General features: G+C 59.8%; 11 protein-coding genes. 8 read left to right on the top strand and 3 right to left on the bottom strand.

The window, feature by feature from the left end; genetic code table 11:
• Positions 1 to 80: 80 nt before the first annotated feature.
• Complete coding sequence (locus tag IPK70_01050; protein MBK8225745.1) at positions 81 to 1,208, top strand: TlpA family protein disulfide reductase; 1,128 nt, start codon at positions 81 to 83, stop codon at positions 1,206 to 1,208.
• Positions 1,209 to 1,220: 12 nt separating this feature from the next.
• Here IPK70_01050 and IPK70_01045 read toward each other — a convergent pair whose 3' ends face one another.
• Both IPK70_01045 and rpiB read right to left on the bottom strand, forming a co-directional pair.
• Entirely contained in the window at positions 1,221 to 2,696 is a 1,476-nt protein-coding gene (locus tag IPK70_01045; GenBank protein ID MBK8225744.1) for a M28 family peptidase, read from the bottom strand.
• Positions 2,697 to 2,733: 37 nt separating this feature from the next.
• Complete coding sequence (gene rpiB, locus IPK70_01040) at positions 2,734 to 3,171, bottom strand: ribose 5-phosphate isomerase B (protein MBK8225743.1); 438 nt, start codon at positions 3,169 to 3,171, stop codon at positions 2,734 to 2,736.
• A 684-nt stretch (positions 3,172 to 3,855) separates the two neighbouring features.
• On the opposite strand from rpiB, the gene IPK70_01035 reads away from it, so the two are divergent.
• Genes IPK70_01035 through IPK70_01025 form a run of 3 tightly spaced genes read left to right on the top strand, consistent with a single transcriptional unit; the run spans position 3,856 to position 8,894 of the window.
• Complete coding sequence (locus IPK70_01035; protein ID MBK8225742.1) at positions 3,856 to 5,112, top strand: hypothetical protein; 1,257 nt, start codon at positions 3,856 to 3,858, stop codon at positions 5,110 to 5,112.
• A gap of 19 nt (positions 5,113 to 5,131) precedes the next feature.
• Complete coding sequence (locus tag IPK70_01030; GenBank protein ID MBK8225741.1) at positions 5,132 to 8,167, top strand: PAS domain S-box protein; 3,036 nt, start codon at positions 5,132 to 5,134, stop codon at positions 8,165 to 8,167.
• Complete coding sequence (locus tag IPK70_01025) at positions 8,139 to 8,894, top strand: response regulator (GenBank protein ID MBK8225740.1); 756 nt, start codon at positions 8,139 to 8,141, stop codon at positions 8,892 to 8,894. Before IPK70_01030 ends, IPK70_01025 begins: the two co-directional genes overlap by 29 nt.
• Positions 8,895 to 8,899: 5 nt before the next feature.
• On the opposite strand, the gene rnr is transcribed toward IPK70_01025, so the two are convergent.
• The gene (gene rnr, locus IPK70_01020; protein MBK8225739.1) at positions 8,900 to 11,209 is read right to left on the bottom strand and encodes a ribonuclease R; all 2,310 of its coding nucleotides are present in this window, start codon (positions 11,207 to 11,209) and stop codon (positions 8,900 to 8,902) included.
• A gap of 137 nt (positions 11,210 to 11,346) precedes the next feature.
• Here rnr and IPK70_01015 point away from each other — a divergent pair, with 137 nt between their 5' ends.
• From IPK70_01015 to IPK70_01000, 4 genes are all read left to right on the top strand, one after another.
• Positions 11,347 to 12,294, top strand: a complete 948-nt coding sequence (locus IPK70_01015) for a ribose-phosphate pyrophosphokinase (protein ID MBK8225738.1) — start codon at positions 11,347 to 11,349, stop codon at positions 12,292 to 12,294.
• 12 nt (positions 12,295 to 12,306) lie between these two features.
• Positions 12,307 to 12,975, top strand: coding sequence for a 50S ribosomal protein L25 (locus IPK70_01010; GenBank protein ID MBK8225737.1), 669 nt, complete (start codon positions 12,307 to 12,309; stop codon positions 12,973 to 12,975).
• 78 nt (positions 12,976 to 13,053) lie between these two features.
• On the top strand, positions 13,054 to 13,617 hold the full coding sequence (locus IPK70_01005) for an aminoacyl-tRNA hydrolase (GenBank protein ID MBK8225736.1): 564 nt from the start codon (positions 13,054 to 13,056) through the stop codon (positions 13,615 to 13,617).
• Positions 13,618 to 13,660: 43 nt separating this feature from the next.
• The gene (locus tag IPK70_01000; GenBank protein ID MBK8225735.1) at positions 13,661 to 14,167 is read left to right on the top strand and encodes an acetyl-CoA carboxylase biotin carboxyl carrier protein subunit; all 507 of its coding nucleotides are present in this window, start codon (positions 13,661 to 13,663) and stop codon (positions 14,165 to 14,167) included.
• Positions 14,168 to 14,181: the final 14 nt, after the last annotated feature.

The following is a 14,181-nucleotide window of genomic DNA, read 5'->3' as shown; positions in this document are numbered from 1 at the left end:
CCCTTGCAACGCTCGTCTTGCTTTCGTGCGGTCCAAGCGAGCGTCCACTTCGTGAGGGCCCGTGGACCGTCGAGTTAGATTTGAGCGCAGCAACACTTCCGTTCAATCTGGATTTTCGGAACGACTCCCTCGGTCGTGATTTTGTGGTCGTCCACAATGGTGCTGAGGAGATCATTGTGAGCGACGTCGTGGTCATGCATGATTCCATCCGGATACGGATGCCGCTATTCGACTCCGAGTTCCTCGGAACTCACACCTCAGATAGCGTTATCACCGGCGCTTGGTTCAATTATCTGAAGGGCAATGATTACCGCGTTCCTTTTGTCGCGCGATTTGGAAGCAAGTCGCGATTCCCAAGGCAGTCTTCCGCTGCCGCCCTGCGATTCTCTGGCAGTTGGCGTGTAGTATTCAGCCCAGGAACGCCGGGCGCTTACAACTCGATAGGTGAATTCCAAGCGGGCAGAGATGGCTCATTAACCGGTACCTTCATGACAGAGACGGGGGACTACCGGTATCTAGCGGGGGCCGCGCACGGTGATTCGCTTAAGCTATCCTGCTTCGATGGCTCGCATGCCTTCTTGTTCGCGGCACGAGCTAAGGGTGATTCGTTATTCGGGAGTTTCTGGAGCGGCATCCATTGGCAAGAGCCTTGGGTGGCCGTGCGCACTGACTCCTATCGATTGCGGGACCCCGACTCTCTTTCCTTCCTGCGCGAGGGTTATGACCGAGTAGATTTTCGGTTTCCCGACACCGACGGCATCTTGAGGTCCCCCTCAGACACCGGATACCGTGGCAGGCCATTGCTGGTCCATATCATGGGCAGCTGGTGCCCGAATTGCATGGATGAAACCGTGCTATTGCGCGAGATGCACGACAAGTACGCCGATGACGGCCTTCGGATAATGGCAATAGCATTCGAAAAGCACTCCGACCCCTCCCGCGCGATAGCCGGCTTGCGACGGTTCAAAAGCACGTTGCAGGTGCCATATCCCATTCTTTATGCCGGTAATGCGTCCAAAGAAGAGGCCACATCCAAGCTGCCATTCCTTGAACGATTGATCAGCTACCCGACTTGCATATTCATCGACAAGCAGGGCCGCGTCCTGCGTATCCGGACCGGCTTCTATGGCCCCGGTACTGGCCATCATTATACGGAGTACAAACGCGGACTTGATGAATACATCAATCAGCTTGTCCGCGCGGATTAGCCGAATTCGGCATCACCTAATGGGCTTATCAGCTCGAATTCGCTCATTCCTATTTGCCAGCAGCCAAGCCGTGTGGAACACCAACCGGGCCCGGGCTTCCAATAGATCGAAACGGATCTTCTCAACGTCATCGCCCGGTTGGTGGTAGTCCTCATGTACTCCACTGAAATAAAAGATGCTCGGGACGCCTTTCCTCGCAAAGTTGTAGTGGTCGCTCCGGTAATAGAACCGATTCGGGTCATCCTCCGCATTGAACGAATAATCGAGCACGATTCCGGTTTGTGCGGAATTCGCCTCTTCATTCACAGCATGCAGTTCCGAACTCAACCGGTCGCTGCCGATGATGTAGACATACGGCGGTGAGGCCGCGTGCGCCGAATCAACGCGGCCAATCATGTCGATGTTCAAGTTCGATACGGTTTGTTCCAGTGGGAACACGGGGTTCTCGCTGTAATAACGAGACCCCAATAGACCCTTCTCCTCGCCGCTGACCGGCATCACGAGAATGCTCCGTCTAGGGCCGCGCCCGGCGGCTCTGGCGGCTGTGAAAGCCTGGGCGATCTCCAACAACGCAACGGTACCGCTGCCATCATCGTCGGCCCCGTTGTATACCACGTCGTTTTCCACTCCAATGTGGTCATAGTGGGCGGTGACCACGACAAGCTCTTCGCGCAAGTCCGTTCCTTCGATGTACGCCAGCACGTTCTCCGCTTGGACGCGCTTCTCTCGCGGAGTGACCTCTATGCTGATTCCAACCTTGACCCGCCTCCCCTTGGCCCCCAGCAAAGAGCGCATTCCGCGCCGCCCCGACAACTTAGACAAGCCCGGGGCCGTGAGGTAGAACACCTGCATGGTTCCGTTGCGCGTTTGGGGGCGATCTTCCGGCGACGGAAGTCGCATGCTTGTCCCATCAGCGTGCACGAAACCATCCATCTGCTGCTTTGACTCCTCTTGCACAATGATGAACACGGCCTTGAAGCCTGCGGTTTTCGCCCTTTCGAGAGGTTCGCGCAGCCCATTGAATCCAGCCGGCCCGAGTTCCAGGCTGCGCGCATCGATAACGGCGCCCGCGCGCGCTACCGATAAGGAATCCAAGGGTTTAGTCGCTTTCAAGGGGACTAACCAATCGAGTTCCAAGCCCTCATTCATGTGCTCCGAGAAATAAAGCACTTCTTGGGGCCACTTCAACTCGTGATCACTCGATCGCACGGCAATCGACCCTTTGCGCGACTCTATCAGCTCATACGTTTGAAAGAAGCCCCTGTCCACCCCGGCTCGCGAAAGTGGAGGCACGCCAATCTCCAAGAACCTGTCACGGAGATACTCAGCGGCCATCCTCTGACCCTCCTTGCCGGTATCCCTCCCCATGAAACTGTCGTTGGCCAGCACTTCCAATTGACGTTGCAAATCAACCCTGTCAATGAGCCGAGCAAACCTCGAAGCGACCGTATCCGGTTGCGCGCGCAGCAGACTCGCGCAAAGCCACATACCAGTCACTGCGAATATCCTGAAGCGCTTCATCTGGCTAGCACCCCTCAATTTTCTCTACGCGCCGTTGATGCCGGCCGCCCTCGAATTCAGCCGCTATAAATGCATCCAGGATGGCCAGTGCCTGGTCGGTGCTGACGAAACGAGCCGGAAGCGCCAGAATATTCGCGTCATTATGTTTCCTGCCGAGCGCAGCCACCTCAGGCGCCCAGGCCAAGGCGCACCGCACTTTCTTATGCCGGTTCGCAGCCATGCTCACCCCATTGCCACTGCCACAGATGAGCACCCCCAATAAGACCTCCCCAGATTCCACAGCATGCGCCACAGCATGCGCCGGATCGGGATAATCCATGCTCTCAAGACCATTGGTTCCGAAATCCGTGCAACGCCAACCGATTTCATTCAACCGTTCTTTCACGCGCTTCTTCAGCTCGAAGCCTGCGTGGTCGCTGCCAATGGCAATGGTCTTTTCCACGTGGCGAATATACCCGCCCACGGCGGCTCCCCTGATTTTTCAACGCCAAGCCTGTTCACATCGCCAATCAACCGTTCATATCTGCTCGTAACAATTCCCTATCAACATGTTCCGCTCGATGGGTTCGATGGTCTTGCCCTTCTCGTGCAAAATGCAATGCTCCATCAACCGCTCATGAACACTGACCGTGTTCGTTCGCCCCCCTTTGTTTTCCACATCAATACTAATCCACAGGAAGCCAGGATTGTTCATTGCACGGCCACATGGCCTTCTCTGCATGCCTGGTATCCATTCCCTAATCAGCGAGCATTCTTGGTCATCGGTGGATTACTTTTGATAACTCAAAGGCGCCAGCTCTTCGAGGCTTGATTATCAACCGATCCAACAGGCTATACTACATCATCAATAATTCTAAGAAGAAGTATGAAATGCAATGGCCTGATAGCAACTGTGTCTTGTTTGTTCGTGGTGCTCCATGTGCAAGGACAGGATAGCTTGACGCGGTATTACCATCCCAATGGTCAGATTAGCAGCGAAGGCCTTGTTGTGGATGGCAATCCAGAGGGCTGGTGGCGGAATTTCTATGCCAGTGGTGTATTGCGATCTGAAGGAGGCCGGGTCAAGGGCAAGCTGGATAGTGCATGGCGATTCTATGATGAAAAAGGTCGCTTGGAAACCGAGATCATGTACAAGGAAAACCGCAAGCATGGGGCCATGCGGCAATTCGACACGCTTGGCATGGTGACAAGCGCCGTCCCATACCTGGATGATCTACGCGAAGGATTCGCCGTTTACTACTACCCGGACGGGACCAAGCAAAAGGAGGTGCCATATCAGTCGGGCCGTGAAGAGGGCCGGGGCCATGAATACGCACCTGATGGGCGGATCATAGCTATTCTTCACTTCGGGGCGGGCATGCTCAGGCGACGAGAGGAGATTAACAGCATCGATAAGGCGGGCCTGCGGCAGGGTCCGTGGAAAGAGTTCCATCCGAATGGACGCGTGCGTTGGGAAGGTTCCTTCTTGGACGACAAGCGGCATGGCATATTCAAGGAGTACGATGCCATGGGGAATCTAAAGGAACTGAACAAATACGACGCAGGCGTTGTGGACACCGGCGCAGCAGATAAGCTAACAGTGGATATCAAGCGCACGTTCCATCCGAATGGCAAGGTCGCCTCGTTGGGAAGCTATTCGAGATCAGGCAAGCGTGAAGGACTCTTCAAGGAATTCGACCTGAAGGGCGGGATCACAGGGGCGAGGATCTTCAGCGGCGATCAGTTAGTGAGTGAGGGCATGGTCAACGACTCAGGCATGCTCGAAGGAGCATGGGTTGAATATTTCAGCACGGGCGAGAAGCGCGCAGAGGGCGTTTACAAGGAAGGGAAGAAGGATGGCGAGTGGTCGTTCTACCACCGAAGCGGCAAAGTGGAGCAGCGCGGCAAGTATGCCGCCGGATTGGCACAAGGCCAATGGACCTGGTTCTACGAAAGCGGCAGAACCCATAGGCAAGAGAACTACCGGCGCGGAAAAGAGGACGGCGCATCGGTGGAATTCGACGAGGACGGCAAGGTGATCACCCAAGGAGAGTACATCGATGGCAGGCGTGAAGGCAAGTGGCTCTATGAGGTAGGCGACCACAAGGAAGAAGGCGGATACAAGGATGGTCTTAAGGAAGGTCCATGGAACTACACCTACGGCGACGGCAAGCGCTATTTCTCGGGTTCCTTCCAGAACGGAGAACCAGATGGCAAGCATCGTTGGTACTGGCCGAATGGAAGGCTGCGGATGGAAGGACGGTATGCGGGGGGGCTGGCCCAGGGCGAGTTCACCCACTACGATGATCAGGGAAACATCATCACCGTAGTGCGCTACCGGGATGGAGCCGAGATCAGGATTGATGGTGAGCGCGTGCCTCCGCCCTATGGGCCAGGTGACTAGCAGCCGTGACTGAATTACGATGCGCCAGAAGGGAAGAAGGGCTCAGTCCGACGCCGACGAGTACAGTGAGCTTAAGCGCCGGTACGACGACCTGCTGAACGGCAACCTCGCCGGTATTTTCCGCACCACGCTCGACGGAAGGTTCGTGGAGTGCAATGATGCCATGGCCCATGTGCTCGGTTACGCCGACCGGGACGAGCTGATGGCGCTGAAGGCGGGTGTGCTGTATTTCAGCGCTGATGACCGGGTGCGTTACCTGAACGAACTGCAAGAGAAGGGAAGGCTGGTCAATTACGAGATCCGCTTGCGGCACAAGACAGGTGCTGAGGTGCATGTGCTCGAGAACGTCTACCTCGTGCATTCTGGCATAGGTGAAACCACAGTGCTCGGGATGCTCATGGATATCACCCCGATCAAGCAGTCCCAAGAAGCCCAGCGCGCAGCATCGATCAGCCATCGGAATCTTGTCGAGCGCATGCACGATGGATTGCTGCTGGTGCGAAATGGTGTGGTCCGATACGCCAATCCCGCGTCCGTCAAGCTATTGGGGAATGATCCGGTCGGCGGGGCGCCGTCTGCGATGTTCCATCCGGGCGACCGGCCCAGCGTCGATCAAGCCGTTCAATTTGCGGCGATGGGGCGCGAGACAGAGGCCTTGGTGCGCTTGGAGCGCTTCGAGATGCAGCAATTGCTCATCGTGGCCATGGCCACGGTGCTCGATGGCGAGCCCGCCGTGCAGGTCACGATTCATGACCAGGCGTCCCGCGAGCGCGCAATCCGGGAACGCGTGCAGCTTCAAATCGCCCAAGAGGTGAATTCAGTGCTGCGCCAAGAGATCGAGATGCACCGCCGCACGCAAGAGGAGCTCAGGCACTCGCGGCGTTTCGCGCGAAGCCTCATCGATAGTTCCTTGGACATGATCATGGCGGCCGATAGCGAGGGCCGTGTGACGGAATACAACCCGGCAGCCAGCATCCGCTTCGGATACGAGGCCGAAGAGGTGCTCGGGCAGGATACGAGGATGCTCTACGCTGACCCGGCCGAGTATGCGCGCGTGCAGCATGAGCTCGACCGGTACGGCGCGTTTACGGGCGAGGTGCGCAACAGGGATAAGAACGGCCGCCACTTCGTCTCCTTCCTGGCGGCATCGAGGCTCTTCGATGAAGAAGGCAAGCAGGTCGGGGCCATGGGCGTTTCGCGCGACATCACGCGCATGAAGCAGGACCAAGAGGCGCTGCGCGCGAGCGAGGAGCGCTATCGCGACCTTTTCGAGAATGCGACCGACCTCATTCAAAGCGCCGGGCCTGATGGTCGGTTCGAGTACGTGAACAACGCTTGGCGCGCCGCGCTCGGTTACTCAGAGGATGAACTGCGCACGATGACCATGTGGGACATCATCCATCCGGACCATCAGGATGAATGCCAGAGGCTTTTTGCGCGGGTCATGTCCGGCGATGATGTCGGCCGCATTAGGACCACATTCCGCGCTCGTGATGGCCATGCCATCGTGGTTGAGGGCACGAGCAACTTGCGCACGGTGGATGGACATCCGGTAGCCACAAGGAGCATCTTCCGGGACATCACCAAGGAATTGGCGGCCCGACAGGAAATCGAAGGCCACCAAGCCAGGCTTCGTGCGCTCTTCGAGAGCAGCGAGCACATGTTCTGGTCAGTGGACAGCGGATTGCGGCTCACCTCATTCAACAAGGGCTACGCGGACATGATCGAGCGGCTCTATGGCGTGAAGCCCGAAGTGAACAAGGACACCGGCAAGCCCCGCAGGACCTTTGCCAGCACCGACTACCACGATTTCTGGGCAGCCCAATACACCGAGGCGTTCGCTGGCAAGGCGCTTCGGTTCGACACGGACCTCACGGACCTGAAAGGCGGGCGCGTGTGCAACGAGGTCTTCCTCAGCCCGGTCTTCGGCCACGACGGGAAGGTGGGCGAGGTTTTCGGCATAGGTCACGAAATCACGGAGCAGAAGCTTGCGGAGGACTTGGTGCGCGAGCAAGCGGCCCGTCTCAAGGCCATCTTCGAGAGCTCGGCCAACATGATGATCTGGACGCTGAGCCGGGATTTCCGCCTCACCTCGTTCAATGGTCACTTCGAGCGCAGCATAGCGGAAATCCATGGCATCAGGTTCAGTCACGGCGACGACTTTGTAGAGCGCATGGCTCCGCGCGTGAGGTCGGGCGCTACCAAGCAGTTGATCGCACGATACGCTGCGGCCCTCCGCGGCATTCCGCAACAGTTCGAGGTGGAGCTGGTTGACCTTCACGGCGACTCGGCCTGGGTGGAGAACTTCCTCAATCCCATCGTGGTTGACGGGGCCGTCACGGAGATCTCATGCTTGGCCTACGGCATCACCGACCGCAAGGAGGCGCAGCGCGCGCTGGAGCACAGCCTGGCAGAGAAAGAGGTGCTGCTCAAAGAGGTTCACCACCGCGTGAAGAACAATCTGCAGGTGATCAGCAGCATTACCAAGCTGCAGGGTGAACGCGATGGTTTGGACCCGAAGGTGCGCGAGATGCTGCATCACAGTCGGGACCGCGTGCGAAGCATGGCCCTCATCCATGAGCGGCTCTACCAGAACAAGCAGTTCAGCAGCATCGACCTGGCCGACTACATCGACGGCCTGTCCCGCAACCTCCTGCTCAGTTACAGCACCTCGGGCCGCGTCTCGCTCGACCTGGACCTGGAGCCGGTGCACTTGAGCATCGATCAAGCCATGCCCTGCGGCCTCATCCTCAACGAGATCATCAGCAATGCGCTCAAGCACGCCTTCGCCGATGGCCGGGAAGGTGCCATCAGAATCGTGCTGCGCATGGAAGGCGAACAGGTCAGGATCGAAGCGGGTGACAATGGCAACGGATTGCCCGACGGATTCCAGGATGAACGCGACGGCGGCCTCGGCCTGGAGCTGGTCCAATTGCTCACTGCGCAGATCGATGGCCGCATGGAGCGCAGCAGCAAAGGCGGGGTGAGCTATTTACTTACTTTTGAACGGGTCAACCCGAAAGCACATGGCGCAGACGAACGTACTGGTCGTTGAGGACGAGAGCATCGTGAGCAAGGACATTCAGCACAGCCTCAAGAAGCTGGGCTACCATGTGGTGGGTGCGGCCAGCACCGGTGAACAAGCGGTTGCCCTGGCCAAGGAGCACGTGCCCGACATCATCCTCATGGACATCATGCTCAAAGGCGAGATGAGCGGGATAGATGCGGCCGAAGCCATCCGCAAGGAGGCCAATATCCCGGTGATCTTCCTCACGGCCTACGCCGATGAAAGCACGCTGGCGAAGGCGAAGGTGACGCAGCCCTACGGATACATCATCAAGCCCTTCAAGGAGATCGACATCCACACGTCGATTGAGATGGCCCTGTACAAGCACAAGAAAGAGACCGAGGTGCTCAAGGAGCGCGACATGCTCTACGCCCTGGTGGAGAACAAGGACAGCAACAAGGACATCCTCTTCGTGAAGAGCAATAGCCGCCTGGTGAAGCTCAACACCAAGGACATCTATTTCGTGGAGGCGCTGAAGGATTACGTGGTGATCAATCTGTTGAACACGCGCTACACCGTTCACAGCACCATGAAGGACATCGAGGCCAAATTGCCAGAGAGCGAATTCCTGCGCGTCCACCGCAGCTTCATCGTCCGGGTCGATAAGATCACGGCCATCGAGCAGCCCAACCTGATCCTGGAGAACGATAAAAAGGTGATCCCGATCGGAGGCAGCTACAAGGATGATCTGGCCAAGCGCCTGAATCTGGTATAGGCCGCCTATTTCCGCTTACCGCGACCCATGCTGCGCCGTTGGCGCTCGCGCGATTGCGCGGCCGCTTTGCCCTTCCGGGCGTGCTCTTGCTTCTCAGCGGGCAAGGCCTCGTCCCACCGACCCTCGGGCTTGCGCACGAACTTCCCGCTCGTGGTCACCGGACCGCGCGCTTCGTGCAGCGCCAGCTCAACCGTTCGCTTGTCCATGTCTACAGCCTTGATGGCCACGGTGAGCTCATCTCCCAGCCGGAACTTGCGGCCCGTGCGGTGGCCCGCGACCGTGTATCGCTCTCGATCGAAGCGGAACACATCGCCGGGCAGCTCGCGTAAGGGGATCATTCCCTCGCACTTGTTCTCGCGCAGCTCCACATAGATGCCCCAGTTGGTGAGGCCGCTGATGATGCCCTCGAACGATTGCCCGATGCGCGCAATCAGGTACTCGGCCTGCTTGTACTTGATGCTCGCGCGCTCCGCATCAGAGGCCTGCTTCTCCATGCGCGAGCTGTGGGCGCAGCTCAACTCGAGCGCTTCGCGATCAAGGGGCGAGCCGCCGGCGAGGTAATGCGCCATGGCCCGGTGAACCAGAAGATCCGGGTAGCGGCGGATAGGGGAGGTGAAGTGGGTGTAATGCTCGAAGGCCAGCCCGTAATGGCCGATGTTCTCCGTGCTGTAGATGGCCTTCGCCATGCTGCGGATCGCCACCTGCTTGATGATGTTCTCCTCCTCCTTCCCGCGGACGTCATGCAGGAGCCGATTGATCGCGTGCGGCAGGTCCTCGCCCTTGCCAACGGTCAGCGAATGGCCGAAGCTCTTCGCTAGCGCACGCAGCTGCTCCACTTTCTCCGGGTCGGGCAGGTCGTGCACGCGATAGACGAAAGGGCGCGCCGCCCCAGCGGAGCCTGGCGCGCCCCTTTTCGGCTTGTTCACCCACGCCGCCACGCGCTTATTCGCGAGCAGCATGAACTCCTCGATGAGCCAGTTGGCGGGGCCCATCACTTTCTCATGCACGCCCAGCGGTCGACCTTGCTCATCGAGCTTGAACTTCACCTCGTTGCCGCCGATCTCCAGCGCGCCATTCTCGATCCGCTCCTTGCGCATCACTTGCGCGAGCCGGTGCAGCGTGAGCACTTCGTTCCTGAAGTCGCCATCGGCGCCATCGATGATGGCCTGAGCCTCGGCATAGGCGAAGCGGCGCTGCGAGCGCATCACGGTGCGGCCGAACCACTCACCCTTGACGCGCGCCTTTTCATCCAGTTCGAAGATGGCGCTGAAGCTGAGCTTGTCGGTATGCGGGTTGAGTGAGCAGAGGTCATTGCTGAGCTTCTCCGGCAGCATGGGGACCACGCGGTCCACGAGGTAAACGCTGGTGGCGCGGTTGGCCGCCTCCATGTCGATCACGCTGCGCGGCGTCACGTAATGGCTCACATCGGCGATGTGTACGCCCACTTCCCAGTTGCCGCTCTCGAGCTTGCGCAGGCTCAGTGCATCATCCAGATCCTTGGCATCATCCGGATCGATGGTGAGCGTGGGGATATCGCGCACATCGCGGCGCATGGCGATCTCTTCAGGCGTTACACCATTGCCGATCTTCTCGCTTGCCAGCCGCACGCTCTCGGGGAAATCCAACGGCAGTCCGAATTCCGCGAGGATGGCGTGCATCTCCACGTGGTGCTCGCCGGCGCGGCCCAGCACGCGGGTCACCCTGCCCCGCGGCATATCGCGGCTGTCCTTCCATTCGCCCAGCGCGATGATCGCTTTGTCGCCCTCCTGCGCATTGAGGCTCTCGTGCGGCGGGATGAAGAAGGGTCGCTGCACGCGCTGGTCGTCGGCCACGAGCATGAGCCGCCCTTGCTGCTTGTGTATGGTGCCCACGAATTCGGTCCTGCGCCGTTCGAGGATGCTGAGCACTTTGCCTTCGGCGCGAGCGCCGCGGCTGCTCATCACCTTCACCAGCACGCGGTCGCCGTGCAGCGCGACGCCCACATTCCTATTGTGGATGAAGATGTCTTCCTCGCCGCCTTCCACGCGCACGTACCCGGCCCCGCTGGCGATGATGTCGATTCGGCCCTCCACGCTGTCCTTCCCCCCCTGCGCGGTATAGCGTCCTTTCTTTCCGCTCTCGATCCGCCCCTCGTCCAGTAGCGCTTCGATGGCATCGAAGAGCAGGTAGCGCTGGCCTTTGTCCTTGAAGCCCAACTGCAGGGCGAGCTGCTGACTGGTAACGCCGGCGTGGCCAGACCGCCGAATGGCAGCTAGGACATCTTGGGAGAGCTTGGCCGGGGAAGGGCCGTCACTACGGCTGGTGCGCTTGGGCATGGTCGCGGGGTCCAGCGTATGCATTAGGACCGGACGGGGGCCGAAGGTACCGGCGACCCAAATTCTACTCACTACCCACACCTGTTGATAACCCGCTGAGGATCTCTACATTCGCGGCCCGTTTCGGGGAAATCGCCATGCTCGAGAGCGCCAAGATCTTCAGCGGCACCGCCACCAAGTACCTGAGCGAGCAGATTGCTGCGGCCAGCGGCGAGCGCTTGGGCGAGGTGAGCGTGGCCCGCTTCAGCGATGGCGAGTTCCAGCCCAGCTTCGAGGAGACCGTGCGCGGCGAACTGGTCTTCATCGTGCAGAGCACCTTCCCGCCCAGCGACAACCTCTTCGAGCTGCTGCTCATGGTCGATGCCGCCAAGCGGGCCAGCGCCAAGCGCATCGTGGCCGTGATGCCCTACTTCGGATTCGCCCGGCAGGACCGCAAGGACAAGCCCCGCGTCTCGGTGGGCGCCAAGCTGGTGGCCAACATGCTCACCGCCGCCGGAGTGGACCGCATCATGACCATGGACCTGCACGCCGACCAGATCCAGGGCTTCTTCGAGGTACCGGTCGATCACCTCTTCGCCAGCACCATCTTCCTGCCGCACATCAAGGAGATGAAGCTCCCCGACCTGGTGATGGCGGCTCCCGACACCGGCGGCACCAAGCGCGCTAACGCCTACAGCAAGCACTTGGGCTGCGACATGGCCATCTGCTACAAGCAGCGCAAGGTGGCCAACCAGATCGAGCGCATGACCGTGATCGGCGACGTGAAGGACAAGAACGTGGTGCTCGTGGACGATATGATCGACACCGCAGGCACGCTCACCAAGGCCGCCGACATGATGATGGACCTAGGCGCTACCAGCGTCCGTGCGGTGTGCACCCACGCCGTGCTCAGTGGTGAGGCCTGCGAGCGCATCGAGAAGAGCGCGCTCACGGAGCTCTTCGTCACCGACACCATCCCCATGAGCCCGGAGAAGCGGGCCATCACCAGCAAGATCCAAGTGCTCAGCGTCGCGCAGCTCTTCGCCGACGTTATCCGCCGCGTGCGGAGCCACGAGAGCATCAGCAGCCACTTCATCATCGCGTAACACCGTCACCCCATGAACAGAATCACCCTCAGCGGCAATGTCCGCCAACAAGTCGGCACCAAGAATGCCGCCCAGCTGCGCCGCGTGAAGCGCGTGCCCTGCGTGCTCTACGGAGGCACGGGCACGGTCCACTTCAGCGTGGACGAGGCCGCCCTGCGCAAAGTGGTCTTCACCCCGGAGGTCACCGGCATCGAGCTCGAACTCGATGGCGCGAAGACCTTGGCCATGGTGCACCAGAAACAGTTCCACCCGATCAGCGACCGCGTGATCCATGTCGATTTCATGGAGATGAAAGAGGATCGGGAAGCCAAGGTGCAGCTCTCCATCCGCCTGAAGGGCCAGCCCATTGGCGTGCGCAATGGCGGCAAGCTCAGCCAGGTCATGCGCAAGGTGACGGTGAAAGGCCTTCCAGGTGCCATCCCCGCGCACCTCGAGGTGGATGTGGCCGGACTCGACATCAACCAGAGCGTGCATGTCGGCGATCTGAAGCTCAATGGCCTGACCCCGATGCACGATGCCGAAGAGGTGGTGGTGTCCGTGAAGGTGCCGAAGAAGGTGGAAGAAGCCGCTCCGGCCGCTGGCGCTGCTCCGGCCGCTGGTGCGGCTGCGCCCGCTGCCGCTGCGAAGGCCGGCGACGCGAAGCCCGCCGCCGCCGACGCGAAGCCCGCTGCGAAGAAGTAGTCCTCGGCTCCGATCACACGATCAATTCCACGAATGGGCCCCTGACCTTGTCGGGGGCTCGTTTCATTTGCAGGGCACATGAAGCACCTAATCGTCGGATTGGGCAATCCGGGACCCGACTACACCGGAACGCGCCACAACATCGGCTTCCAAGTGCTGGACCATGTGGCCGAAGCCGCCGGCGTGCGTTTCGTCCCCGATCGCTATGGTGATCGAGCTGAGCTGCGCCACAAGGGGCGCACCTTCATCCTCATCAAACCCAGCACCTTCATGAATCTCAGCGGAAAGGCGGTCCGGTACTGGATGGACCAAGAAGGCATTCCGGCCGACCGCGTGCTGGTGATCACGGACGACCTCGCGATCCCTTTCGGTGCCATCCGCATCCGAGCGAAAGGAGGCGCCGGAGGGCACAACGGACTAACCAGCATCATCGAGCTCATCGGCACTGAGGAGTTCCCGCGTTTGCGCTTCGGCATCGGCAGCGACTTCCCCAAAGGGCACCAGAGCGACTATGTGCTCAGCCCATGGAGCGAAGAGGAGCGGAAAGCCATCGCTGAGCGGATCGAGCTCGCTTCCAAGGCCGTGCTGCAATTCGGGCTGCTCGGCGTGGCCAGCGCCATGAACAATTTCAACAAGCGCTGAGGGCCTCGATAGCCTCTAGTTTCGCCGCACTCAATCACCGGAAATGGCCAAGCTCTTCGCCGCGATCAGCGGCACCCAAGGCGAACTCGTGCTGGAGCGCCGATCATCTGATGCGCCCTGGAGCCTTGTCGGCGCTCCGGCGGACCTTGTACGAATCGGACCTGCGCAATTCAGCGTGGTGATCGATGGCCGCAGCCATCGGGCCCTCGTGCTGAAGGAGGACCGGGAGAACCGAACGGTACGCCTGCGCATCGGCGGACGCACTTGCACCGTGAAGCTTGAGGAGGAACAGGACCGCCTGATGCAGACGCTGGGCCTCGACAAGGTGGCACGAAAGGCCGGCGACCTGAAGGCGCCGATGCCCGGACTCGTGATCAACATCCTCGTGAAGCCGGGTGACCAAGTGAAGAAGAACGACCCCGTGCTTGTGCTGGAAGCCATGAAGATGGAGAACCTGATAAAAGCTCCCGGCGATGGCGTAGTGAAGGCGATCGCCGTTGAGAAGGGCAAGCCGGTGGAAAAAGGGCAACTGCTGGTGCAGTTCGCCTGAGCGGACCGCCCGCG

Source organism: Flavobacteriales bacterium (assembly GCA_016712535.1).
Lineage (GTDB): Bacteria > Bacteroidota > Bacteroidia > Flavobacteriales_F > PHOS-HE28 > PHOS-HE28.
This window is presented reverse-complemented; position numbering and strand designations above follow the sequence as displayed.

Coding starts and splice junctions, on each gene's coding strand:
- IPK70_01045 (MBK8225744.1), bottom strand. CDS start 2,696: ATGTGGCTTTGCGCGAGTCTGCTGCGCGCGCAACCGGATACGGTCGCT.
- IPK70_01035 (MBK8225742.1), top strand. CDS start 3,856: ATGTACAAGGAAAACCGCAAGCATGGGGCCATGCGGCAATTCGACACG.
- IPK70_01030 (MBK8225741.1), top strand. CDS start 5,132: ATGCGCCAGAAGGGAAGAAGGGCTCAGTCCGACGCCGACGAGTACAGT.
- IPK70_01025 (MBK8225740.1), top strand. CDS start 8,139: ATGGCGCAGACGAACGTACTGGTCGTTGAGGACGAGAGCATCGTGAGC.
- rnr (MBK8225739.1), bottom strand. CDS start 11,209: ATGCCCAAGCGCACCAGCCGTAGTGACGGCCCTTCCCCGGCCAAGCTC.
- IPK70_01015 (MBK8225738.1), top strand. CDS start 11,347: ATGCTCGAGAGCGCCAAGATCTTCAGCGGCACCGCCACCAAGTACCTG.
- IPK70_01010 (MBK8225737.1), top strand. CDS start 12,307: ATGAACAGAATCACCCTCAGCGGCAATGTCCGCCAACAAGTCGGCACC.
- IPK70_01005 (MBK8225736.1), top strand. CDS start 13,054: ATGAAGCACCTAATCGTCGGATTGGGCAATCCGGGACCCGACTACACC.
- IPK70_01000 (MBK8225735.1), top strand. CDS start 13,661: ATGGCCAAGCTCTTCGCCGCGATCAGCGGCACCCAAGGCGAACTCGTG.